The following is a 22824-nucleotide window of genomic DNA, read 5'->3' as shown; positions in this document are numbered from 1 at the left end:
TCAGAACACCAGCACGCGGTCGGCGCTCACAGTCCAGCGGGTCAGCTCGTCCATCGAGCTGCGGTGGGCCCCATCCACCAGTTCCCCGTCCGTGAGCCCGCGCGCGTCCATGCAGGATCCACACACTCCGACCGCGCCCCCCTGCCTGACGACGGCGGAGATCATCCGTTCGAGGTTGTAGAAGCCGCTCGGCAGCTTTTGGCCGGCTTTGGCGGTCGCCGCCGCGTCTCCGATCAGAAACACCTTCACGGCCGTGTCCGGCTGTTTGCCCAGCGAGCCGGCCAGCCGGAGCCCGTTGTACGTGCGTTCGGTGCCATACGGGGGATCGTTCAGGATCAGCAGGTAGGTCATGGCCGCGCTCCGGCCGGCGACCCGTGGGCGAGGTCATAGCCGAGCGCCTGCCATTCGGTGACGCCCAGTTCGAAGCGCCTGGCGTTGAACCCGCGGCGGCGCAGCAGGGCGACCGCGTCGACCGCCATCACGCAGTACGGTCCCCGGCAGTAGGCGACGATTTCCTGCCTGCGCGGCAGCGCGCGCAGGCGCCGGCGCAGGTCGGAGAGCGGCACGGAGAGGGCGCCGGGCAGATGCGACACGCGGTACTCGTCTTCGGGGCGTACGTCGATCACCGTCACGGAGCCTTCGCGGATCCGGGCGCGGAGCGCGCGGGCGTCGATCGCCTCCACGGCGCCGCGCCCCTCGAGCAGCTCCCGGCGGGCGCGCTCGATCTCGGCGAGCTGCGACTCCCCTACCGCGCGGATCGCGTGCACAAGGGCGACCACCTCTCGGCTGGCGAGGCGGTAGCGAACGAAGCGGCCGTCGCGATCGGCCTCCACCAGCCGGGCCCGCCGCAGCACCTGGAGGTGCTGCGAGGTGTTGGCGATCGACTGGCCGATTTCCGCCGCGAGCGCCTCGACGGCGCGCGGGTGCTGGGCGAGCAGGTCGAGCAGCTCCAGGCGCGCCGCGCCGCCGAGGGCGCGCCCGAGCCGCGCCAGCTCGCCGTAGACCGCCGCCTTGAACCGTCGGCCGGAGGATGCGTCGTCCATTCCATTATTCTATTGAATGTTGAAGTGCGGGGCAACCGGAATCGCGGAGGGCCTGTCGGGCGCGCCGTCCTGCTGCGGGGCGGACCTTTCAGGTCCGCCCCGCAGCAGGACCCCGACCTTACGCCGTCACCGCGCGCGGTGCGGCGGCTGCGGCCTCGAGCGCTTGACGCAAGTCAGCGATCAGGTCGTCGACGTCCTCGATCCCGACCGAATAACGCACCAGCCCGTCGCTGAAGCCCGCCTGGCGGCGATCTTCCGGCTTCATGCACGCATGGGTCATCGACGCGGGATGCTCGATGAGCGTCTCGACCCCGCCCAGCGACACCGCGAGCGTCGCCAGCCTGACGTTGTCCATCAGCCGCTTGCCCGCTTCGAAGCCCCCTTTCAGCTCGAAGGCGATCATCGAGCCGAAGCCCGTCATCTGCCGCCGCGCCAGGGCGTGCTGCGGGTGCGACTCGAGGCCGATGTAGCGGACCGACGCCACCTCCGGCTGCTCCTGCAGCCAGCGCGCGACCTTCATCGCGCTCTCCTGCGCGCGCTCGACGCGCAGCCCGAGTGTCTTCAGCCCGCGGATGACCAGGAACGCCTGGTGCGGATCCATGTTGCATCCCGAGTTCACCATGGCCCGGCGCAGCCGCTTGTGGACGGCCGGATCCTTCGCCACGATCACGCCGCCGACCACGTCGGCGTGCCCGTTGAGGAACTTCGTGACGGAGTGCAGCACGACGTCAGCGCCGAGATCGAGCGGCTTCTGCAGGTACGGGCTCGCGAACGTGTTGTCCACGACGACGAGCGCGCCGTGGGCGTGCGCCATCGCTGCGATGGCGGCGATGTCGCTCACCTGCATGGACGGGTTCGACGGGCTCTCGACGTACACGAGCTTCGTTTCCGGCCTGATCGCGCGCCGCGCCTCCGCGAGATCGGTCGTGTCGATGTAGGCCGCCGTGACCCCAAACCGCCCGTAGTCGGCCTCGAGCAACACCCGGCTCGCGCCGTAGACCGACGCCGTGCTGACGACGTGGCCGCCCGAGGACAGCAGCGCCAGGTAGACCGTGTTCACCGCCGCCATGCCGGAGCTGGTGGCGATGCCCGCGCAGCCGTTCTCCAGCTCGGCGACGTTGTCTTCCAGCGCGCGAACGGTGGGATTGCCGATTCGCGTGTAGATGAAGCCGTCACCCTCGCCGGCAAAGAGCGCCGCGCCATGCTCGGCGCTGCGGAACGCGAAGGTCGACGTCTGGTAGATAGGCACCGTCACCGCCCCGGTTGGATCGGGGCGGTGACCGGCGTGGATCAGCTTGCTGTTGATGCCGAGATCTTTGGTCTGCATATGAGGACTCGAGGCCCATCCTCACATTCACGCAACCGAAGCGTTCTTGCCGTCCTCCGGCAGGATCACCGTGACGAGTTCCTTCACGGCGTTCGCCGACTTGTGGAGCGCGGCCTTTTCAGCGTCCGTCAGCGCGATCTGGATGATCTGCTCGACGCCCCCGGCGCCCAGCTTCACCGGCACGCCGACAAACAGGCCGCGGATGCCGTACTCCCCTTCCAGGTACACCGAGCACGGCAGGATCTTCTTCTTGTCCTTGAGGATCGCCTCCACCATCTCGGCCACGGCCGATCCCGGCGCGTACCACGCGCTGGTGCCGACCAGCTTGGTGATCTCCGCGCCGCCGTTCGCGGTCCGCGCGGCGATCGCGTCGATCCGGTCCTGCCTCAGCAGGTCGGGCAGCGGAATCCCGGCAACCGTCGAGTAGCGGGCGAGCGGCACCATCGTGTCGCCGTGCCCTCCCAGGACGAAGGCGTGGACGTTTTCGACCGACACGTTCAGCTCCATCGAGATGAACGTGCGCATGCGCGCCGAGTCGAGCACGCCGGCCATCCCGATGACCCGCTGCTTGGGCAGCTTGCCGATGCGCATGACCGCCTGCGCCATCGCGTCCAGCGGGTTCGACACCGGAAGGATGATCGCCTTCGGCGAGTGCTTCACGACTTCCGCCGTGACGTCCTGCATGATCTTGTAGTTGATGTTCAGCAGGTCGTCGCGGCTCATGCCCGGCTTGCGCGGCACGCCCGACGTGATGACGACGATGTCCGAATTCGCGGTCTGGGCCCAGTCATTCGTGCCCACGCCGATCAGGCGCGCGCTCGACCCCTCGATCGGGCACGCCTGGTAGATGTCCAGCGCGACGCCGGCCGCCTTCTGGTCCGCGATGTCGACGATCACGACATCGGCCAGCTCCTTGTTGGCGATCTGCCGCGCGACGGTGGCGCCGACGTTCCCCGCGCCGCCCACGACTGTGACTTTGCGATTCATAAGTGCGCTCCGTTACATGTTGCCGATGATAGCGTCCGCGAATTGCGACGTCTTGAGTTCCTTCGCGCCTTCCATCTGCCGGGCGAGGTCGTACGTCACCGTCTTCTGCTTGATCGTCTTCGCCAGCGCGCTCTCGATGAGATCCGCCGCCGGCCCCCATCCGAGATACCGCAACATCATCACGCCGGAGAGGATCACCGATGCCGGGTTGATGACGTCCTTGCCCGCGTACTTCGGCGCCGTGCCGTGCGTCGCCTCGAAGAAGGCGATCTCGTCGCCGATGTTCGCGCCCGGCGCCATGCCGAGCCCGCCCACCTGCGCGGCGCACGCATCCGACAGGTAGTCGCCGTTCAAGTTCGGCGTCGCGAACATGTCGTACTCGCTGGTGCGCGTGAGGATCTGCTGGAACACGCTGTCGGCGATGCGGTCGTTGATGAGCAGCTTGCCCTCCTTCGACGCGCCGTTCCACGTCTCTTCCTCGGTGACGATGCGATCGCGAAACTCGGCCTTGGCGACCTCGTAGCCCCAATCGCGGAACGCCCCCTCGGTGAACTTCATGATGTTGCCCTTGTGCACCAGCGTCAGCACCTTGCGCTTGTTCATCAGCGCGTACTGGATGGCCATCCGGACCAGGCGCTTGGATCCGAATTCCGAGATCGGTTTGATGCCAATCCCCGAGTCCGGCCGGATCCGCTTGCCCATCTCCTTCTCGAGGAACTCGATGATGCGGGCCGCCTGCGGAGTGCCCTTGGCCCATTCGATGCCGGCGTACACGTCCTCGGTGTTCTCGCGGTAGATGACGACGTCCATCCGTTCCGGGTGGGTCACCGGCGCGGGCGTGCCGGAGTAGAACTTCACCGGCCGCACGCACGCGTACAGGTCGAGCACCTGGCGCAGCGTGACGTTGAGGCTGCGGATGCCGCCACCAATCGGCGTCGTCAGCGGACCCTTGATCGCAATCTTGTAAGTGCGGACGGCCTCGATGGTGTCGTTCGGCAGCCACTCGTTGAACTGGCTGAAGGCCTTCTCGCCGGCAAAGACTTCGAACCAGACGATTTTCTTCCTGCCGTGGAACGCCTTGGCGACGGCGGCGTCGAAGACGCGGACGCTGGCACGCCAGATGTCCGGGCCCGTGCCGTCCCCTTCAATGAATGGAACGATCGGGTTATCCGGCACGACGAGCTGGCCGTTGCGTTTGCCAATCGGCGTACCTTCGGTCGGAGGTTTCAGCGATGAAAAGTCAGGCATGACAACTCGGTTTTTTAGGGCACGTCCCCGCGGGTTCGTCACACGGAGTTAACAGAAAGTGTGGAAAAGCTTGTGGAAAAGAGCGCCCGACGGGCCGTTCGGCCGCATCAGACGCGCGGTTCCAGCGATTTGCACTATCGTGGTGCGACACGCAGGGGCGCGCGGTTAAGAAGAATGGCGCGGCGATCTGATTATATGAAGAAATTCAGCGGAGGCCGAGCCGAATCGTCCGGCCGGTGACGAGATCGTTCAATTCCACGGCGTCGGCGCCGACCGCGATGACCGAGTACCGCTCACGGACCGTGTCGCCCGCCTTGACGAGAAACACATCGCCCATGCCCGAGAGCACCGCGGTGCGGATGCGAACGCCTGCCGGATTCTCGTCTTCCGCGATCCCGCTCAGCGAGAACGGCGGCGGCTCGGGAACGGAGAGCGCGGGACGCAGGTCGCCGGCCGGACGCGTCGCGCCGCGCGGTACGGGACGCGGCTGGGGAGGCGGGACGTGGAACGCGAACGGGTTGCGGCTCGAGCCGCCCGGCTCGGGCGCCGTCGCGAGCCGCGCGCGCAACCGCGCGGCCTGTGACTGGATGTCGCGCGCGAGCGTTTCCGCGCGATCGAGCGCGGAGCCGTCGCGCGAGGCGGGCGCGGCTTGCCCTTCCCGGTCCTGATCGGCCGCGGCGACCAGCCACGCCGCGAGGAGCGCCGCCCCGCCGACGAACAGCACGCCGCGTTTCGTGCTCATGCCGATCTGATTCTACTCCTGGCTGGGCCGCGCCTGTGCAATTGTGGTAAGATTTGCCGTGCCCCCTGTTTCACCGCAAGGGAACGCATCCAACATCCCTCCAGGCAAAATCGTCGCAGTCATCCCGGCCCGCTACGCGTCCACGCGCTTCCCCGGCAAGCCGCTGGCCGATCTCGCCGGGCGTCCGCTCATCGAGCACGTCTACCGCCGCGTCACGGAATGCCGCGCGATTGGCACGGTCATCATCGCGACCGACGACGAGCGCATCCGGAAGGCCGTTGAGGCGTTCGGCGGGCGCGTGCAGATGACGAACAGGGCGCACGTGAGCGGCACGGACCGCGTCGCCGAGGTGGCGCGCGCGATCGACTGCGAGCTGGTCGTCAACGTGCAGGGCGACGAGCCGCTCATCGAGCCGTCGATGATCGAAGAGGCGCTCGCGCCCTTCGCGGACCCGGCGCTGCAGATGGGCACCCTGCGCCGCCGGATCGAAGACCGCGCCGACTTTCTCGACCCGCATGTCACCAAGGTCGTGGTGAACGGCGACGGGCGGGCGTTGTACTTCTCGCGCACGCCGATTCCGCACCACCGCGACAGCGGCGCGCCGCTGGAGGCGTGGAAGCACGTCGGCCTCTACGTGTATCGCCGCCGGTTCCTGCTGGAGTTCGCCCGCATGCTCCCGACGCCGCTCGAAGGGCTCGAGGCGCTGGAACAGCTCCGCGCCATCGAACACGGTGTCGCGATTGCCGTCGTCGAAACCCGTCACAACAGCATCGGCGTCGATACCCCCGACGACCTGGAGAAGGTTCGCCGCGCCCTGGGCGCGGCGGCACGCACCTGAGGGCCATGACCGAGACCGAGCAGCAGCAGAAGCCCGTGAAATACATCCTCGTGACCGGGGGCGTCGTGTCGTCGCTCGGCAAGGGGCTCGCCGCGGCATCGATCGGCTGCCTGCTCGAGGGGCACGGCTACAAGGTGGCCCTCCAGAAATTCGATCCCTACATCAACGTGGACCCGGGCACGATGAGCCCGTACCAGCACGGCGAGGTGTTCGTCACTGAGGACGGCGCCGAGACCGACCTGGACCTGGGGCACTACGAACGGTTCACCAACATGGTGAGCACGCGAAACAGCAACTGGACGACCGGGAAGATCTACCTGTCGGTGATCAACAAGGAGCGCCGCGGCGACTACCTCGGGCGCACCGTCCAGGTCATTCCCCACATCACCAACGCGATCAAGGACGCCATCCACGAGCACGCGCGGCAGTCGGGCGCGGACATCGTGCTCGTCGAGATCGGCGGCACGGTGGGCGACATCGAAAGCCTGCCGTTCGTCGAAGCGATCCGGCAGCTGCGGCAGGATGTCGGGCGCGAGAACACGCTGTACGTCCACCTCACGCTCGTGCCGTACATCGGCGCGGCCGGCGAGCTGAAGACGAAGCCGACCCAGCACAGCGTGCGCGACCTGCGGTCGATCGGGATCCAGCCCGACGTGCTGCTGTGCCGGACGGACCGGCCGCTCGACCGCGACATCAAGCGGAAGATCGCGCTCTTCTGCGACGTGGACGAGGAGGCGGTCATCACCGCGAAGGACGTCTCCAGCATCTACGAGGTGCCGCTGGCGTTCGACGCCGAGGGGCTCGACGCGATCATCCTGAAACGCCTGCACCTTCCCGAGACCCAGGCGAGGATGGCGGGTTGGGAAGACCTCGTGGATCGCATTCGCAACCCGAAAGACGAGGTCACGATCCACGTCGTCGGGAAATACGTCGGGTACGAGGATTCCTACAAGAGCCTGAACGAGGCGCTCTACCACGGCGGCTTCAAGCACCGGCTGCGCGTGAACATCCGGTGGGTGGAAGCCGAGGCGCTCGAGCAGCCCGGCGGCGACCAGCTGCTCGCAGGGGCCGCCGGCATTCTGGTGCCCGGCGGATTCGGCGACCGCGGCACGCGCGGGATGATGCGGGCGGCCGAGATCGCGCGCTCGAGAGGCATCCCGTACCTGGGCATCTGCTACGGCTTCCAGTGGGCGGCGGTCGAATACGCCCGGAACGTCTGCGGGATCGCGGATGCGGACTCCACGGAAGTGACGCCCGATACCCCGAACAACGTCATCTACAAGCTGCGCGACCTGCTCGGCATCGAGGAACTCGGCGGAACGATGCGCCTGGGGGCGTACGACTGCTATCTCAAACCGGGCTCGCTCGCGGCAAAGCTGTACGGCGTCGACAAGATCACGGAGCGGCACCGGCACCGGTACGAGTTCAACTGCCTGTACGAACGAGCCCTCACCGAGAAGGGGCTCGAAATCGTCGGGCGGTCGCAGGACGGCAAGTTCGTCGAGATCCTCGAGCTGCCCGGACATCCATGGTTCGTGGCCGTCCAGTTCCATCCTGAGTTCAAGTCGAAGCCGCTGAAGCCGCATCCGCTGTTCGCCGGCTTCGTCGAGGCCTCCTACCGCCGGAAGGTCGAAACGCGCCCGCACGCGGCTGTTCTCGCCCGGTAGGCCCGCCGCGGAACGCGCGGAACGCGTTGAAAATCCTTATTCTCCTGCGGGTTCTGCGGATTCTGGGGTGAAGCTTTCATATAATACGGGCGTGCCACAAGTTCACGCCGGCCCGGTTGCGTTGGGCGGCGGTGCGCCGCTCGTGCTCATCGCCGGCCCTTGTGTGATCGAGAGCGAGGCGCACGCGCTGCGCACCGCCGAGACGGTGGCTGGCATCGCGTCGCGATGCGGGGTCCCTTTCATCTTCAAAGCCTCGTACGACAAGGCCAACCGGACGTCCGGCACTGCGTTTCGCGGCCCGGGGCTGGCCGAAGGGCTGCGCGTGCTCGCCGAGGTGAAGAAACGGCTCGGCGTGCCGATCCTCACCGACATCCACGACCCGTCGCAGGCGGGCCTTGCCGCCGACGTCGCCGACGTGCTGCAGATCCCCGCGTTCCTCTCGCGCCAGACCGATCTGATTGTCGCCGCCGCGCGGACGGGCCGTGCGATCAACATCAAGAAGGGACAGTTTCTCGCGCCGGGGGATGTCAAGCACGCCATCGCGAAGGTGACGGCCGAAGGGAACGCGAACGTGTTCGTGACGGAGCGCGGCTTCTCGTTCGGCTACAACAACCTGGTCGTGGACATGCGCGCTTTCCCGCTGATGCGCGCGCTCGGCTGGCCCGTGGTGTTCGACGTCACGCACAGCCTGCAGTTGCCCGGCGGCGGCGACGGCGTGACGGCCGGCCAGGCGGAGTTCATCGAGCCGCTCGCGTCGGCCGGCGTCGGGGCCGGCATCGACGGGGTGTTCCTGGAAGTGCACGAGGAGCCGTCGCGGGCGAAGAGCGACGCGCAGAACGCGCTGCGCCTGGATCGGCTGGAGCCGCTCGTGCGACGGCTCGTCGCCATCGATCACGTGGTTCGCACGCCGGTGGTGACGTCGTGACCGCAGCGGCCAGAACCGCGACCGTCCTGGAGCTGGCTCGGCGCGTGCTGCGGACCGAGGCGAACGCGATCCTCGGCCTGGTCGATCGCCTTGGCGAGAGCTTCGAGCGGGCGGTCCAGACGCTCTTCGACTGCCGCGGGCGCGTGATCGTGACCGGCATGGGCAAGTCGGGAATCATCTGCCGGAAGATTGCCGCCACGCTCTCGAGCACCGGGACCCCCGCCTTCTTCCTCCACCCCGCTGAAGCCATCCACGGGGACCTCGGCGTGATTCGCAACGATGACGTCGTGCTCGCGCTGTCGCACAGCGGGGAAACGGAGGAGCTGATCCGGCTGCTCGAAGGGATCAGGCGAATTGGCGCAACGCTCATCGCGCTGACCGGCGAGCCGGGCTCGACGCTGGGGCAGGCCGCGGACGTCACGCTCGACTGCGGCATCGCCGAAGAGGCCTGCCCGATGAACCTCGTGCCGACGGCCAGCACCACCGCGGCGCTGGCGCTCGGCGACGCCCTGGCGATGACGCTGCTCGTCCGCAAGGGTTTCAGCGAAGAACACTTCGCCAGCCTTCACCCGGGCGGGAAGCTGGGCAAGCGCCTCATGCGCGTCGAGCAACTGATGCACGCCGGGGCGGGCATGCCCGTCGTCGAGGCCGGCACGCCGATCCGCGACGTCGTGCACGAGATGACGAGCAAGCGCCTGGGCATGACGTGCGTGCTCGATGCCAACCGGCGGCTCCTCGGCGTCGTCACGGACGGCGACCTGCGGCGGCACTGGACCTCGGCGAAGATCCATGAAGCCACCGCCGCAGACCTCATGACGCAGACGCCGGTGACCGCAGCGCGCGGGATGCTGGCGGTCGAAGCGCTGCGGATCATGGAAGAGCGCAAGATCACGTCGGTCGTCGTCGTGGGTCACGACGGCACGGCCGAGGGCGTTGTTCACCTCCACGACCTGTGGCGCACTCAGATGTTCTGACGCGCGCCGCCTCGGCGCGCGTGCTGCTCTTCGACGTCGATGGCGTGCTGACCGACGGCACCGTGCTGCTCCACAGCGACGGCGCCGAGACGAAGCGCTTCCACATCCGCGACGGCACGGCGGTGGTGCTGGCGCGCCGCGCCGGGCTGAAGGTCGGGCTCATTTCGGCACGGCCGTCGGACGCCACGCTCCGCCGCGCCGCGCAGCTCGAGTTCGACTACGTGCACCAGGTGCCCTCCTCCAAGAGCGCGGCCTACGAGTCGGTCCTGAAGGAGGCCTCGGCGACCGACGAGGTGGTGGCGTATATGGGGGACGACCTGATCGACCTGCCGCTGCTGCGCCGCGTGGGGCTGGCCGCGGCCCCCGCCGACGCGGTGGACGAGGTCCGCGCCGCCGTCCACTGGGTGAGCGGCAAGCCGGGCGGCGCGGGCGCGGTTCGGGAGTTCGTGGAGTTCGTCTTGAAAGCGCAGGGACGGTGGGAACGCGTGATCGAGGAATATCTCGCCGCGCAACGCTGATGGAAAATTATCTTCCGCTTCTGATCGCCCTCGTGGCGTTGCTCGTCGGAATTGCCGGCGGCAAGGCGCACGAGCGCTACAAACTGAAGGACGGCCGGCTGCTCGACCGCCGCCGGATGCGTGAATCGCCGCATTATCTCCAGGCCCTGAATTTCCTGGTCGCGGGACAGCTCGACCTTGCCATTGACGGGCTCCAGCAGGCGATGCAGTTGCAGCCCGACTCGCTCGAGATGCGGATGATGCTCGGCAACCTCCTGCGGGAGAAGGGGCAGGTCGGCCGCGCGATCCAGGAGCACCAGGCGCTCCTTCAGCGCCCGAAGCTGCGCCGCCTGGAGCACGCGAACGTGCTGCTCTGCCTGGGGCTCGACTATCGCGGCGGCGGATTCGTCGATCGCGCGCTCGATGCGTTCACCGAGGTCCTGCGGCTCGATCCTGACAACCAGTACGCGCTGCTCAATCTTGAAAAGCTGCATGCCGAGCAGCACCAGTGGGAACAGGCGTACGCCATGCGACAGCGCCTGACGGCGCTGGTGCCCGAAGAAAGCCAGCGGCGCAGCCGCGCGATCCTCGCGTTTCTCGAAAACGAGCGGGGGCTGGAGGCGATGCGCAGCGCCCAGCCGGCGGAAGCGGCGCAGCGCTTCAGCGCCGCCGCGACGCTCGATCCGACGGCGCTCCCGGCGTATCTGAACCTCGGCGACATCAGGCAGACGCAGGGACAGACGGCGGCCGCCGTGGAGGCCTGGGAGCGGCTGGCGCAGGTCTCCCCTGACCGGGCGTACCTCGCGTTCGATCGCCTGGAGCGCGCGTACGGCGAGCTGGCCACGCCCGAGCGCTTCGCCGAGCTCTGCCGCCGGCTGATCGAGACCAACCCGCAGGACTGGCGCGCGCGGCTGGCGCTGGGACGCCACCGGGCTTCCGCGGGTCGGCACGCGGAAGCCGTCGAGCCGCTGTTCGAAGCGCTCATCAACAACCCGCACGGCCTCGCGATCCACGAAGCCATCTGGCGGACGCTTTCCGCCCTCGACCTCCCGCGCCCGCTCGTGAACCGCTACATCGAAGTCACGCGCGATGCGGTCTTCTACCTCGATCCTCACGTGTGCATTCGTTGCAGGTACCGCAGCACCGAGCTGCTCTGGCAGTGCCCGCATTGCCATGAATGGAACACGTTCGTCGAGGAGCGGATCTCGCCGGCGAAGGATGAAACCACGCCGGCCGAGCTGATTCACTAGGGTTTCTTGCGAGGGTTCGGCGGTATATGCAAGCACTTCCCGCCGAATGTCGTCGGCAAGCTGCCAGGCAATGAGTTGCGTGAAATGATGCACGCCCATGCGCCCGCTTCAGGCATGAACTGTACCGCGAACCCTCGTGAGAACCTTCGTGCGTAAGGTCGCCCTGACCGGCGGCATCGCGACTGGGAAGTCGTATGCGCTGGCCCGCTTTGCGCGGAAGGGGGTGCCGACGATCGACGCCGACATGCTCGCGCGGACGGTCGTGGCGCGCGGTGAACCAGCGTGGTCCGCGGTGCGCGACCGGTTCGGGGACGGCGTGCTGCAGAGCAACGGCGAGATCGATCGCGCAAGGCTTGGAGGGCTGATCTTCTCAGATCCCGCGGCGCGCCGTGACCTCGAGGCGATCATCCATCCGGCCGTCTACAGCGCGATTCGCGCGTGGTACGAATCGATGCAGGACGTTCCGCCGTACTTCGCCGTGGCCGACATTCCCCTGCTGTTTGAAACCGGTCACGACCGGCAGTTCGACCGCATTGTCGTGACGTGGTGCCCGGAGCCCGTGCAGATTCAGCGGATGGCCGGCCGGAACGGCTTCTCTGAGGCGGAGGCCCGCCAGCGACTCGCCGCGCAGATGCCGCTCGAGGAAAAGGTCCGGCGCGCGCACCACGTGATCCGGACCGATGGAACGTTTGAAGAGACCGATCGCCAGATCGACGCGGTGATCGCGGGCCTGAAAGCGATCTCGAGTCCTAGACCCTGAACCCTGAACCCTGAACCCTGCTCTCCGCGGCCGTCATCGTGTTGGCCAGCAGCATCACGATCGTCAGCGGCCCGACGCCGCCGGGAACCGGCGTCAGCAGGCCTGCCACGTTCGCCACTGCGGGGTGCACGTCGCCGACAAGCGCGCTGCCCTTCGTTCTCACCTGCTCGACCTTCGGGGAGCCAGCCCCCCAGATGTCGATCGCCTGGGCTTCGCCGGTGACACGGTTCACGCCGACGTCCACAACGGTGGCCCCTGGCCGCACGAATGCCGGCGTCACGAACGCAGGCCGCCCAATCGCCGCCACCAGGATGTCCGCCTCCCGCGCCACCGCGGGCAGATCGCGCGTCTTGGAGTGGCAGATGGTGACCGTCGCGTCATGCTGAAGCAGGAGCAGCGCCATGGGTCGTCCCACGATTTCGCTCCGGCCGATGACCACGGCGTGCGCTCCGGCCAGCGCGACCTTTTCGCGCCTCAGCATCTCGATCACGCCTGAAGGGGTGCACGGCGCAAGCGCCGGGCGCTGCTGGGCGAGCAGGCCCGCATTGTATGGGTGGAATCCGTCAACGTCCTTTCGGGGGTCGATCGCGTCGAACACCTGCTGCATCGCGCGCTTGCCAAGCGCGGAAGGCAGCGGCGACTGCACGAGGATGCCGTCAATGCGCTCGTCGCGGTTCCAGCGATCCACCGTGGCGAGGACCTCGGCGAGCGTGGCGGTGTCAGGCAGGCGCTCGAGCTGCACGTCGAGCCCTTCCCCGGCGCCGCTCTTGACCTTGTTCCGGACGTACACCTCCGAGGCGGGATCCTGCCCGACGAGCAGGATGCGGAGCGATGCCGGCCGCCCCGCGCGCGTGTGAAACGCTTCGATGCGGGTCTTCAGCGACGCGCGGATAGCCGCGGCCGTGGCGTTCCCGTCGACGATTCGTGCGGTCATGATGTGGGTCACCGTGCGCCGGCGCAGACCGATTCGAGCTCGCGCAACTCCTCGGGGCGGCCGAGAACGACCAGCTGATCGCCTGCGGCCATCGCGATTTCCGGCGCCGGGTTGAATTCCGTCCGGCCGTCGGCGCGCTGGATGCCCACCACGACGACGCCGAAGCGCTGGCGCAGGTTCGATTCCAGGATCGAGCGGCCGGCCAGCGGTGAGCCGGGCTCGATCCGCACCTGCTCCATGTTGAGATCGAGATTTTCCGAACTGGTGGCGACGCGCATGAAGTCGACGACCGCCGGCCGCAGCGCGGTCTGTGCGAGCTGCAGCGCGCCGGTCTGATAGGGGGACACGACACGGTCCGCGCCGGCCCGGATCAACTTTCGCCGGGCATCGTCGGTCTCTGCGCGGCCGAGGATGAGCAGGTCCGGCTTGAGCAGGCGCGCGCTCAGAATCGTGTAGACGTTCTCGGCATCGGTCCCGACGGCGGCAATCAGGCCGCGCGCGCGGAGGATGCCGACGCGCTTCAGAACGTCCTCGTTGCTGGAGTCCGCTTCGACGCACAGATACCCGGCCTCGACCGCCGCGCTGACGCGCTCGGGGCTGCGCTCGACGATCACGAAGGGCACCCGTTCGCGCGCGAACTCGTGGGCAATGATGGCGCCGATGCGGCCGAAGCCACAGACGATGAAGTGGCCCGAAAGCGTGTCGATCATCCGATCCAGGCGCCGCAGGCGCCAGCGGTGATGGAGCTCCCCTTCGACGAGCAGCGCCATCACCAGCGTCACGGTGTAGAAGAGCGTACCGACCCCCGTGATGAGCAGCGCCGTCGTGAACACCTGGCCCTGCCGCGAGAGCGGGTGCACCTCCTTGTAGCCGACGGTGGTCACCGTGGTCACCGTCATATAGAACGCGTCCCATGCGTTCCAGCCCTCGATGATCACGTACCCCGCCGTGCCGCCGGCCATGACGAGGAGCGCAAGCGCAATCGCGAGGCGCGGCCCGAGCCACGGGGTCACGCCAGGCGGCGGCAGCCCGCTCGCGCGCCGCCTCACCGCCTGGCGCTCATCCATCCGATGCCCGTTATCGCCGCCGGCCGCCGAGCACGTGGCCGATGGCGCCGATCACGACGCCCGTACCGAGAATCGCCAGACCGAACACGTCCGCGATCTGCGGATTGATGTGCAGGCTGGTGCCAATCCATCCGTTGATGCGAACCAGCAGCGCGTCGAGTTCCGCCCACTTCGCGAGTTCCTCGGTGGTCACGCCCCACTCGGTCAGCTTGCCGAGCAGCAGGATCGCGAACCCGTTGAACGTCAGCATGTAGCCCGAGATCTTCAGGAAGTTGAGCAGCTCGCGCCCTGCGGTTCGGCTTTGGGCCTCCACCGGGTCCACGAGCGGGCTGTGCGTCCGGCCGTAGAACCAGTAGATGACCATGCCGATATCGAGCCAGCCCAGGAACCGCACCCAGGTCATCACCGACAGGCTCAGCATCAGGTAGACGCAGGAGATCGTTCCCAGGACCGGGATGATCGCCCCGCCCGGCACGCGGAACGGGCGATGCGCATCGGGCCGCTTGGCGCGGAGCACCATGACCGCCACCGACACGACCACGAACGCGAACAGCGTGCCGATGCTGGTCATCTCGCCCAGAATCTGGATCGGCACGAGCCCCGCGATGAGCGCGACGATGACGCCGGTGATGATCGTCGTGATGTACGGCGTCTTGAAGCGCGGGTGGACCTTGCTCACGCCGGCCGGCAGCAGCCGGTCGCGGCTCATCGAAAAGAAGATCCGCGGCTGGCTCATGAGCATCACGAGCAGGACGCTGGTGATCCCCGCCACGGCGCCGGCCGAAACCAGGCCGGCGGCCCAGTCCTTGTCGATGACCGCCAGCGCGTAGCCGACCGGGGCGTTCAGGAACTGCGCGTCGTTCTTGTACTGCACCACCGGCACGATGCCGGTCAGAATCGCCGCCACGAGCAGGTACAGCACCGTGCAGATGACGAGCGAGGCAATGATGCCGATGGGCAGGTCGCGGCTTGGATTCCTCGCCTCTTCCGCCGTCGTCGAGACCGCGTCAAAGCCGATGTAGGCGAAGAACACGACCGCGGCCGCCGCCATCATCCCGGACCAGCCGTAGGCGAAGAACGGGTTCCAGTTCTCCGGCTTCACGTACCCGACGCCAACGACGATGAAGAAGACCACCGCGGCGAGCTTGATCGCCACCATCACGGCGTTGAAACGCGCGCTCTCGCGCACGCCGATGACGAGCAGCGCGGTAATGCCGAGGACGATGAGGATGGCGGGCAGGTTGATGATGGCGCCTTCGAGCCCCGCGGCCGGTGCCGCGCTCATCCAGGCCGGCAGCGTGATGCCGAAGCCGGCGAGGATCCGCTGGAAATACCCGCTCCATCCGACGGCGACGGTCATCGACCCGACGGCGTACTCCAGGATCAGGTCCCAGCCGATCATCCACGCGAACACCTCGCCGAGGGTGGCATACGCGTAGGTATACGCGCTGCCCGCGATCGGGATCATGGATGCGAACTCCGCGTAGCACAGCGCGGCAAAGCCGCACGCCAGGCCGGCCGCCACGTATGACAGCGTGATGGCGGGCCCCGATTGGTTGGCGGCGGCCGTGCCCGTCAGCACGAAGATGCCGGTACCGATGATTGCGCCGATGCCGAGCAAGGTGAGGTCGAAGGCCGTGAGCGTGCGCTTCAGGGCCTTGCCGCCGTGCTCGACGTCACCCATCAATTGCTCGATAGACTTCGTCTTGAGCAGATTTGAATCCATTCACCCTCCGCGTTGACGCTGGAACGGACGAGATTATACACGCAACAGAACGGTCAGCCGCCGGCGCGCGCCACCATCGCTCTCGCGCGCTCGTGGGGATCGCCGCGCAGCAGGTCCGAGATCACCGCGGCCGATGCCGCGCCGGCGGCGATGACCTCCGCGATGTTGTCGAGCGTGATGCCGCCGATGGCCACCACCGGACGATCGCTTCGACGCGCGGCCCACTCGAGCAGCTCGAGTCCCACGGCGGCGTACCCGGTGTCCTTGGTGGAGGTGCCGAAAATCGGCCCGACCGCGAGGTAACCGGCGGGGCCGTCGAGGGCGCGCTCGACCTGCTCGCGCGTGTGGGTGGACAGGCCGATGATCCCCGCCGGCATGACTCGCCGGACGGCGTCGGGCGGCAGGTCGTCCTGCCCGACGTGGACGCCGGCGGCGCGCGCAAGCACCGCGACGTCGGGACGGTCGTTGACGATCACGGCCGCCCCGGCGGGCCGCGCCAGGTCGACGAGGGCCCGTGCCAGTTCGAGCAGCGGCCCGGACTCGAGCCGCTTCGACCGCAGCTGCAGGAGCCGCACTCCGGCTGCAAAAAAGCCGGACGCGACCCCCCGGGGATCGCGTCCGGCCGAATGGGTCAGGTCAACGTCGAGAATCGCGTAGAGGCGTGGCAGGTCAGGCACTCTCGGCCAGCGACGCGCCGTTCTTCTTGTCGTTCATGAACCGCTCCATGAAATGCGTGTGGAGCCGGCCGGCGACGAAGTCGGGCTCGGCGAGGATGCGGAGCTGCAGCGGGATGGACGTCTTGATCCCTTCGATCACCGTCATCTCCAGCGTGCGGCGCATGCGCGCGATCGCCTCCTGGCGATCGCGGCCGTAGGTGATGATCTTCGCGATCAGCGAGTCGTAGTACGGCGGCACGGTGCACTCGGTGTGTGCGTAGGTGTCGACACGCACCCCGGGTCCTCCCGGCACGCTGAAGGCGCGGATCGTCCCCGGCGAGGGAACGAAGGTGACCGGGTCCTCGGCGTTGACGCGGCACTCGATGGCGTGCCCGCTGAAGGTCACGTCCCCCTGCTTGAACGACAACCGCTCGCCCGCGGCGATGCGGATCTGCTCCTTGACGATATCCACGCCGGTCACGAACTCGGTGACCGGATGCTCCACCTGCAGGCGGGTGTTGACCTCGAGGAAGTAGAAGCTGCCCGATCCGTCCAGGAGGAACTCGAAGGTGCCCGCGTTGGTGTACTGCACGGCGCGCGCAGCGTCCACGACCGTGCTGCCGATCCGGCGGCGCATCTTCTCGGTCAGCGCCGGCGAGGGGGCCTCCTCGATCAGCTTCTGGTGGCGCCTCTGGATCGAGCACTCGCGCTCGCCGAGGTGCACCACCTGGCCGTGATGGTCGCCGAGGACCTGCACCTCGATGTGGCGCGGGTTCTCGACATATTTCTCGAGGTACACGTCGCCGACGCCGAAGGCGGCCTCCGCCTCGCGCTGCGCGGTCTTGAGCGACTTGCCCAGCTCCGCCGCGGTGCGCACCACGCGCATCCCGCGCCCGCCTCCGCCGGCCACGGCCTTGATGATCACCGGGTACGCCAGGTCCTTGGCGACCGACCGGCCCGTCGCTGCCCGGAAGCACAGGGACCCCCGCCTTCTTCATCGCACGGCGGGCCCGCGCCTTGTCGCCCATCAAGCGGATCACGTGCGGATCGGGACCGATGAACTTGATGTGACAGGCCTCGCACACCTCGGCGAGGTAGGCGCTCTCGGCCAGGAAGCCGTAGCCCGGATGGATCGCGTCGGCGCCGGTGATTTCCGCCGCGCTGATGATCGCCGGCACGTTCAGGTAGCTGTCGAGGCTGCGAGCCGGGCCGATGCACACGTCCTGGTCCGCGAAGCGCACGTGCAGCGCGTCGGCGTCCGCGTCGGAGTACACCGCCACCGTCTTGATGCCGAGCTCCCGGCACGCGTAGATCACCCGCAGCGCGATCTCGCCGCGGTTCGCAATCAGGATTTTCTTGAACACGGTTCGCCTAGCTCGCCGACTTGATCGCGAACAGCCGCTCGCCGTACTGAACGGGCTGGCCGTTCTCGACGTACGCCTTGACGATCTCGCCGTCGTACTCCGACTCGATCTCGTTCATCAGCTTCATCGCTTCAATGATGCAGAGGACCTGCCCCTTCTTCACGCGGGCGCCGATGTCTGCGAAGGGGGGGGCGCCCGGCTCGGGAGCACGATAGAAGGTGCCGACGATCGGCGACTTCACGATGGCAAACTCCGCGGCCTCGTCGGCGAGCGCCGCGGGCGCCGCGACGGGAACGCCTGTCGTGGCCACGTGTACCGGTTGCGGCGCCGGCGCGGCCGCGTGGTGCTGGACCGGCGGGGCCTCGGCCACCAGCCGGCCGCGCGCGTCCTTGCGGACGCGGATCTTCAGGCCTTCGTTCTCCAGCTCGAACTCCGAGAGCTCGTGCTCCTTCACCAGTTCGAGAATCCGTTTCACGTCGTCGAGGTTCATTGCGCTCCAGGAATCATCAGCCCGCGCGGAATGTCGGTCAGTATCTCGGCACCGCCACCGGCGCCGGCGCCGGGAAGCACGTGCACGTCGTCTTCGATCCGAACGCCACCGAGATCCGCCCGGTACGCGCCCGGCTCGATCGTGACGATCATGCCGGCGCGAATAATCGGGTCCTCGCCGTCCGGCGGCGCCGCGCCGATGCGCGGGTACTCGTGGACGTCGATCCCGAGCCCGTGCCCCGTCGCGTGGCCGAACGCCTCGCCCAGTCCGCGGTCGGCCAACACCTGGCGGGCGGCCGCGTCGACAGCACTCGCGTGAATTCCGTCCCGCACGGCTGCAATCGCGGCCGCCTGGGCCGCGGACACCGCGTCGAACACTCCGAGGAACTCTTTGGTCGGGTGCCCGACAAATGCGGTCCGGGTGAGATCCACGCAGTATCCTTTGTAAACACCGCCAAAGTCCAGCACCACGGGGTCACCCCCCCGCAGCCGGCGCGAGGTCGGGCGGGCGTGCGGCAGGGCGCTGTTGGGGCCGCTCGCGACGATCGTGTCAAAGGGCGTTCGGTCGAAACCGCCCCGTTTGATGGCGTGATCGATGTCGGCCGCGATGTCCCGCTCGCTCCGTCCCTGCCCCAGCAGCGCCGGCACGCGGCGCGCAACCTCGGCCAGCCTCGCCGCGGCTTCCCGGTAGATGCGCAGCTCGACTCCGTCCTTGATCGCGCGCATCTGCTCGAGAAACGGGTCTGTCGCGACGAGGCGTGCCCCCTTTGGCAATCGCGCCTCGAGACGCCGCGCCCGCCGCAGCGTCAGATGATCCGACTCCACGGCAACGGCCTCGCAGCCGGCGGTCTCGACAAGAGCGGCCGCGGCCTCGTCGACGGAGCGGTCGGTGATCGTGATGCGCGTGTCCGAGGGCAGCTGCCCGCGATCGCCCAGCCGTCCGGCCGCGTGCGCGTACCGGAAATCGGTGATGAGGTGCAGGGCGGGGTCGGCCAGCGTCAGCAGGAGCCCCCCGGACGAGGCGAAAAACCCGGTAAGCCAGGCGAGGTTCGGCAGATGACTCACGAAGAGCGCGTCGGCGTCGATCGTCCGGACGTGGGCGCGCGCCAGGGCGATGCGCCTGTCGAGATGCTCCGCGCTCACCGGATCAGGCCGAGGGCGACTTGCGCTCGAGGATGGCGTGAAGAAACTGGTTGAGCGCGGTGAGCACCGCGCCGTGATGGCGAGCGGGCGGCATCAGATCCATTTCGAACGTCGCCGGCACGTGAACGGGCGGTCGCGACGGCGGAATGGGAGCGGGAGGAGCCGTCACTCCCCTGCGCTCGTCGATCTCGGCGAGCGCGCGGATGGCCGCCAGGTTCTCGGGCGCGATGCTCAGCACCTGGTCCAGCTCCATCTTCGCTTCGTCCAGCTGATTGAGCTCGACGAGGGCGCGGCCGAGCGTGACGCGGGCGGAAAGATACGCGGGATGCCGGGTCAGACCCGTGCGGCACACCTCAATGGCGTCCTCGTACCGTCCCGCACGGCGGTACTCCTCCGCCAGCGCCGCAAAGGCGATCGACGTCGGGTCCGCCTGGACCCGGCGTCGCAGTTCCTCGATTCTCGGGTTCTCGCTCACGGCGCGACCACGATGAACCGGGTCCTCGAGGCCTTCAGCCCCGCGTTGTCGGTCACGGTCAACGTCACGGGGTACGTGCCCGCGGCGGTGAAATCGTGATTTTGCGTCTGGCCCGTTTCCAGCTCGCCGTCACCGTAGTCCCACTGATAGGACACGATGAAGCCGTCCGGGTCGCTCGACAGGCGCGCGTCGAACTGGACGACTGTCCCCACGCGCGGGCTCGCCGGCGTGTAGGTGAATTCCGCGAACGGCGCTCCCGGAACCAGCGCGACTGCCGGAGGCACGAGGCGGATGGACACGAATCGGGACCACTGGTTGTCGAAATTCGAGCCGATTGGCGTCGCGATGAAGCGCACGATCGCCTCCGGGTCGTTGAGGTCGGGCGGCGCAGGGGGCGCGGTGTAGACGGCCGTCGCGCGCCCGTCGGCGCCGGTCACGAGGTTCTGCGTGGACAACCGGCCGAACTCCGGCACGACCACGCCGTTCACCGACATTTCGAGCCGCAGCGACAGGTTCGCGATCGGCTGCGAGTGCGAGTCGCGCGCGACGATGAGAATCACGGACTGCGACGCGCCGTCCTGCGTGATGGTGTCGGGCGTGGCCGTCATCGCCAGCGAGAGAGCGAATTCAGAGGGCCCGGTCAACGGGGGCGCGTCCTGCTTCTTCGTCGTGCAGCCGGACACCGCCGTGACGGCAGCGAGCAGCGCTGCGGTGGTGATCCGGCACACCGGGGTCATGTGGCACATATGGCTACCCTTATCCGGCCCAGTCCGAGAAGTTCACTTCGATCTGGCCCGTGACCGACACCGCATTTCCGGCCGCGTCCGTGCCGTAGAACGTCACCTGGGCGATGGTCGAAATCACGTTCGCTCCGCCGTCGAACGACAGGGCCCGGAGCGGCTCTTCGAGCTTCGCCTGGACGCGGACGAGCGTGAAGCCCACCGTCGCGGCGCCCACCACCGTGGCCGTGACGGCGCCATCGAACGGGTAGGGCACGTCGACGCCGGGCGTATTGCGGCCATCGGCGCGGATATACGTCACCCGGTAACGGGTGATCGTGACGGCGTTGTTCGGGGACGGCGCCAGCGCGACATCCTTCATCTGCAGGCGGAAGGCCGCCTGCCCCTGGTCCGCGATGACGCCACCGCCGTGCAGGACGTCGGAGGCGACCACCGATGAAAACGTGGTGCTCCCGGTGTTGGTCCCGGTCAGCGAGTCGAGCACCAGGAAGGCTGACCCGCGCCCCTGGCGCACCGCCTCGCCACAGCCCGCAAACAGCACGGCGGAGAAGGCGATCGCCGCGGCGGCCCTGATCCCCCACACCGCCTTGCGCGTCGCCTGGTCGAAGTTCGCGATCATGACGTCCTTACCCCCGCAAGATGCGCGGCGTGATGAAGATCAACAGCTCGCGGCTCTCATCGGTCACCGAGTCGCGCTTGAACAGCCAGCCGAGGAGCGGGATCCGGTGCAGCAGCGGCACGCGGTTGTTGGACGACTGCTCCCGGCTGACGAAGATGCCGCCGATGACCGTCGTGGCGCCGTCGTTCACCTGGACCTGCGTGATGGCGCGCTGCGTGTCGATCGGCGGAATGTTGTTGACCGACCGGCTGAAATCGGGCGACGCGTTCTCGATCGTGATCTGCATGATGACGGTGTTCGCCGACGTGATCTGCGGCGTCACCTTCAGCAGCAGCACCGCGTCCTTGAAGCTCACGGTGACGGTGTTGTTGGCGACCGTCTGGATCGGGATCTGGATGCCTTGCGCGACCTCCGCCGACACGTTGTTCTGCGTCGTCAGGCGCGGCGTCGAGAGGACGCGCCCCTTGCCGCTCCGCTCGAGGGCGGAGAGCGCAAGGTCCAGGTTGAAGGCGCCGTTCACGGCGCCGAGCTGCACGCCGATCGTCGCCGCCCCCTCGCCGGTCACCGGGGCGCTGAAGTTTGACGGCACCTGGTCGGTTGGAAGCGCGCGGGTGTCGGCCGGTCCCTGCTCCGCTCCGCGCCCGCCGACGATCACGCGGTTGGGGAACGCGAAGGGCAGCGTGTTGCCGAACTCGGGAGACAGCCGCCCGCCGAAGCCCCACTGCACGCCGATCGCGTGCGCGAAGTCGCGCGTGGTCTGCACGACGCGCGCCTCCACTTCGACCTGCGGCTCCGCGCGGTCGAGGATGGAAATCAGGTTTGCGGCCGTATCGAGCCGCTCGGGCAGATCGGTCAGGATCAGCGTGTTGGTCCGCGCGTCCACCTGGATCTGGCCGCGGCTCGAGAGCGCGGAGCGCGTCAGCAGCGGCTGCACGTCGGTCGCACGCGCGTAGCTGAGCGTGAAGGTCCGGACCACGGTCTGGCCGGCCTCTGCCTGCGCCTGCTGCAGCTTCTTGCGCTGATCCTGCTCGGCGGCCAGCGTGTCGATCCTCGCGATGCGCACGATCGTCCCGTCCACCGTGTAGCCGAGATTGTTCGCCCGCAGGATGATGTCGAGCGCCTGATCCCAGGGCACGTCGGTCAGGACGATGTCCACCGAGCCCTGCACGGTCGGGTCGATCACCATGTTGAGCCCGCTGATCTCGGCAAACGTGCGGAGCACCGAGCGCAGATCCGCGTTCTGGAAGTCGAGGCTCACCGGGTGGCCGGTGTACTGCTTTTGCGTGTCGGGGCCGATCTGTCCGGCCGTCAGCGACGCCGCGTCGGGCCTGGCCGGCGCCGGCGTGGCGGCCG

General features: G+C 68.0%; 23 protein-coding genes and 1 pseudogene. 7 read left to right on the top strand and 17 right to left on the bottom strand.

Features of this window, described 5'->3' with window-relative positions; all coding sequences use genetic code 11:
* The 6 genes from HYU53_07335 to HYU53_07310 all read right to left on the bottom strand — a co-directional run bounded on the left by HYU53_07335 (position 1) and on the right by HYU53_07310 (position 5347).
* The gene (locus HYU53_07335; GenBank protein ID MBI2221007.1) at positions 1 to 351 is read right to left on the bottom strand and encodes a DsrE family protein; all 351 of its coding nucleotides are present in this window, start codon (positions 349 to 351) and stop codon (positions 1 to 3) included.
* Positions 348 to 1043 carry a metalloregulator ArsR/SmtB family transcription factor gene (locus tag HYU53_07330; protein ID MBI2221006.1) on the bottom strand — a complete coding sequence of 232 codons (696 nt, stop codon included), beginning with the start codon at positions 1041 to 1043 and terminating at the stop codon, positions 348 to 350. Before HYU53_07330 ends, HYU53_07335 begins: the two co-directional genes overlap by 4 nt.
* A 118-nt stretch (positions 1044 to 1161) precedes the next feature.
* Positions 1162 to 2370: a PLP-dependent transferase gene (locus tag HYU53_07325; protein ID MBI2221005.1), complete on the bottom strand. Its 1209-nt coding sequence runs from the start codon at positions 2368 to 2370 to the stop codon at positions 1162 to 1164.
* A 27-nt stretch (positions 2371 to 2397) separates the two neighbouring features.
* A complete protein-coding gene (gene mdh / locus HYU53_07320; GenBank protein MBI2221004.1) occupies positions 2398 to 3357 on the bottom strand; it encodes a malate dehydrogenase in 960 nt (319 codons plus the stop codon).
* A gap of 12 nt (positions 3358 to 3369) precedes the next feature.
* Complete coding sequence (gene icd / locus HYU53_07315; protein ID MBI2221003.1) at positions 3370 to 4605, bottom strand: isocitrate dehydrogenase (NADP(+)); 1236 nt, start codon at positions 4603 to 4605, stop codon at positions 3370 to 3372.
* A gap of 205 nt (positions 4606 to 4810) precedes the next feature.
* Positions 4811 to 5347, bottom strand: a complete 537-nt coding sequence (locus HYU53_07310) for a hypothetical protein (GenBank protein ID MBI2221002.1) — start codon at positions 5345 to 5347, stop codon at positions 4811 to 4813.
* A 94-nt stretch (positions 5348 to 5441) separates the two neighbouring features.
* Here HYU53_07310 and kdsB point away from each other — a divergent pair, with 94 nt between their 5' ends.
* The 7 genes from kdsB to HYU53_07275 all read left to right on the top strand — a co-directional run bounded on the left by kdsB (position 5442) and on the right by HYU53_07275 (position 12258).
* The gene (kdsB, locus tag HYU53_07305; GenBank protein ID MBI2221001.1) at positions 5442 to 6185 is read left to right on the top strand and encodes a 3-deoxy-manno-octulosonate cytidylyltransferase; all 744 of its coding nucleotides are present in this window, start codon (positions 5442 to 5444) and stop codon (positions 6183 to 6185) included.
* A gap of 5 nt (positions 6186 to 6190) precedes the next feature.
* Complete coding sequence (locus HYU53_07300; protein ID MBI2221000.1) at positions 6191 to 7852, top strand: CTP synthase; 1662 nt, start codon at positions 6191 to 6193, stop codon at positions 7850 to 7852.
* A gap of 91 nt (positions 7853 to 7943) precedes the next feature.
* Positions 7944 to 8777, top strand: a complete 834-nt coding sequence (gene kdsA / locus HYU53_07295; GenBank protein MBI2220999.1) for a 3-deoxy-8-phosphooctulonate synthase — start codon at positions 7944 to 7946, stop codon at positions 8775 to 8777.
* The gene (locus HYU53_07290; protein MBI2220998.1) at positions 8774 to 9751 is read left to right on the top strand and encodes a KpsF/GutQ family sugar-phosphate isomerase; all 978 of its coding nucleotides are present in this window, start codon (positions 8774 to 8776) and stop codon (positions 9749 to 9751) included. The genes kdsA and HYU53_07290 overlap by 4 nt, the downstream gene beginning before the upstream one ends.
* Positions 9730 to 10269, top strand: a complete 540-nt coding sequence (locus tag HYU53_07285) for an HAD-IIIA family hydrolase (GenBank protein MBI2220997.1) — start codon at positions 9730 to 9732, stop codon at positions 10267 to 10269. Before HYU53_07290 ends, HYU53_07285 begins: the two co-directional genes overlap by 22 nt.
* On the top strand, positions 10269 to 11498 hold the full coding sequence (locus HYU53_07280) for a tetratricopeptide repeat protein (protein MBI2220996.1): 1230 nt from the start codon (positions 10269 to 10271) through the stop codon (positions 11496 to 11498). The genes HYU53_07285 and HYU53_07280 overlap by 1 nt, the downstream gene beginning before the upstream one ends.
* Positions 11499 to 11646: 148 nt before the next feature.
* On the top strand, positions 11647 to 12258 hold the full coding sequence (locus HYU53_07275) for a dephospho-CoA kinase (protein MBI2220995.1): 612 nt from the start codon (positions 11647 to 11649) through the stop codon (positions 12256 to 12258).
* Here HYU53_07275 and HYU53_07270 read toward each other — a convergent pair.
* The 11 genes and pseudogenes from HYU53_07270 to pilQ form a co-directional block, all read right to left on the bottom strand.
* Positions 12248 to 13192 carry a bifunctional 5,10-methylenetetrahydrofolate dehydrogenase/5,10-methenyltetrahydrofolate cyclohydrolase gene (locus HYU53_07270; GenBank protein MBI2220994.1) on the bottom strand — a complete coding sequence of 315 codons (945 nt, stop codon included), beginning with the start codon at positions 13190 to 13192 and terminating at the stop codon, positions 12248 to 12250. The two genes, HYU53_07275 and HYU53_07270, sit on opposite strands and share 11 nt — an antisense overlap.
* A gap of 8 nt (positions 13193 to 13200) precedes the next feature.
* Positions 13201 to 14259, bottom strand: coding sequence for a potassium channel protein (locus HYU53_07265; GenBank protein ID MBI2220993.1), 1059 nt, complete (start codon positions 14257 to 14259; stop codon positions 13201 to 13203).
* A 10-nt stretch (positions 14260 to 14269) separates the two neighbouring features.
* Entirely contained in the window at positions 14270 to 15985 is a 1716-nt protein-coding gene (locus tag HYU53_07260; GenBank protein ID MBI2220992.1) for an amino acid permease, read from the bottom strand.
* Positions 15986 to 16038: 53 nt separating this feature from the next.
* Entirely contained in the window at positions 16039 to 16662 is a 624-nt protein-coding gene (gene thiE / locus HYU53_07255) for a thiamine phosphate synthase (protein MBI2220991.1), read from the bottom strand.
* Positions 16655 to 18005, bottom strand: a pseudogene (gene accC, locus HYU53_07250) (acetyl-CoA carboxylase biotin carboxylase subunit). Before accC ends, thiE begins: the two are co-directional and overlap by 8 nt.
* A gap of 7 nt (positions 18006 to 18012) precedes the next feature.
* The gene (gene accB / locus HYU53_07245) at positions 18013 to 18495 is read right to left on the bottom strand and encodes an acetyl-CoA carboxylase biotin carboxyl carrier protein (GenBank protein ID MBI2220990.1); all 483 of its coding nucleotides are present in this window, start codon (positions 18493 to 18495) and stop codon (positions 18013 to 18015) included.
* The gene (locus HYU53_07240; protein ID MBI2220989.1) at positions 18492 to 19637 is read right to left on the bottom strand and encodes an aminopeptidase P family protein; all 1146 of its coding nucleotides are present in this window, start codon (positions 19635 to 19637) and stop codon (positions 18492 to 18494) included. Before HYU53_07240 ends, accB begins: the two co-directional genes overlap by 4 nt.
* A gap of 4 nt (positions 19638 to 19641) precedes the next feature.
* Positions 19642 to 20112: a tetratricopeptide repeat protein gene (locus HYU53_07235; protein ID MBI2220988.1), complete on the bottom strand. Its 471-nt coding sequence runs from the start codon at positions 20110 to 20112 to the stop codon at positions 19642 to 19644.
* Positions 20109 to 20858, bottom strand: coding sequence for a PKD domain-containing protein (locus HYU53_07230; protein ID MBI2220987.1), 750 nt, complete (start codon positions 20856 to 20858; stop codon positions 20109 to 20111). The genes HYU53_07235 and HYU53_07230 overlap by 4 nt, the downstream gene beginning before the upstream one ends.
* A 10-nt stretch (positions 20859 to 20868) precedes the next feature.
* Complete coding sequence (locus HYU53_07225; protein MBI2220986.1) at positions 20869 to 21471, bottom strand: hypothetical protein; 603 nt, start codon at positions 21469 to 21471, stop codon at positions 20869 to 20871.
* Between the two features lie 7 nt (positions 21472 to 21478).
* Positions 21479 to 22824 (bottom strand): type IV pilus secretin PilQ (gene pilQ, locus HYU53_07220; GenBank protein ID MBI2220985.1); only part of this gene is annotated, 1346 nt, incomplete at its 5' end.

It is taken from the genome of Acidobacteriota bacterium, assembly GCA_016184105.1.
GTDB lineage: Bacteria > Acidobacteriota > Vicinamibacteria > Vicinamibacterales > 2-12-FULL-66-21 > JACPDI01.
The sequence above is the reverse complement of the archived record's forward strand: the minus strand, read 5'-3'. Positions and strand labels throughout refer to the sequence as shown.

Excerpts from the sequence above, each read along its gene's own strand:
- icd (MBI2221003.1), bottom strand. The coding sequence starts at position 4,605 with ATGCCTGACTTTTCATCGCTGAAACCTCCGACCGAAGGTACGCCGATT.
- HYU53_07230 (MBI2220987.1), bottom strand. The coding sequence starts at position 20,858 with ATGTGCCACATGACCCCGGTGTGCCGGATCACCACCGCAGCGCTGCTC.
- HYU53_07335 (MBI2221007.1), bottom strand. The coding sequence starts at position 351 with ATGACCTACCTGCTGATCCTGAACGATCCCCCGTATGGCACCGAACGC.
- HYU53_07330 (MBI2221006.1), bottom strand. The coding sequence starts at position 1,043 with ATGGACGACGCATCCTCCGGCCGACGGTTCAAGGCGGCGGTCTACGGC.
- HYU53_07300 (MBI2221000.1), top strand. The coding sequence starts at position 6,191 with ATGACCGAGACCGAGCAGCAGCAGAAGCCCGTGAAATACATCCTCGTG.
- HYU53_07225 (MBI2220986.1), bottom strand. The coding sequence starts at position 21,471 with ATGATCGCGAACTTCGACCAGGCGACGCGCAAGGCGGTGTGGGGGATC.
- HYU53_07280 (MBI2220996.1), top strand. The coding sequence starts at position 10,269 with ATGGAAAATTATCTTCCGCTTCTGATCGCCCTCGTGGCGTTGCTCGTC.
- HYU53_07270 (MBI2220994.1), bottom strand. The coding sequence starts at position 13,192 with ATGACCGCACGAATCGTCGACGGGAACGCCACGGCCGCGGCTATCCGC.
- mdh (MBI2221004.1), bottom strand. The coding sequence starts at position 3,357 with ATGAATCGCAAAGTCACAGTCGTGGGCGGCGCGGGGAACGTCGGCGCC.
- HYU53_07265 (MBI2220993.1), bottom strand. The coding sequence starts at position 14,259 with ATGGATGAGCGCCAGGCGGTGAGGCGGCGCGCGAGCGGGCTGCCGCCG.
- accB (MBI2220990.1), bottom strand. The coding sequence starts at position 18,495 with ATGAACCTCGACGACGTGAAACGGATTCTCGAACTGGTGAAGGAGCAC.
- HYU53_07260 (MBI2220992.1), bottom strand. The coding sequence starts at position 15,985 with ATGGATTCAAATCTGCTCAAGACGAAGTCTATCGAGCAATTGATGGGT.
- HYU53_07310 (MBI2221002.1), bottom strand. The coding sequence starts at position 5,347 with ATGAGCACGAAACGCGGCGTGCTGTTCGTCGGCGGGGCGGCGCTCCTC.
- HYU53_07325 (MBI2221005.1), bottom strand. The coding sequence starts at position 2,370 with ATGCAGACCAAAGATCTCGGCATCAACAGCAAGCTGATCCACGCCGGT.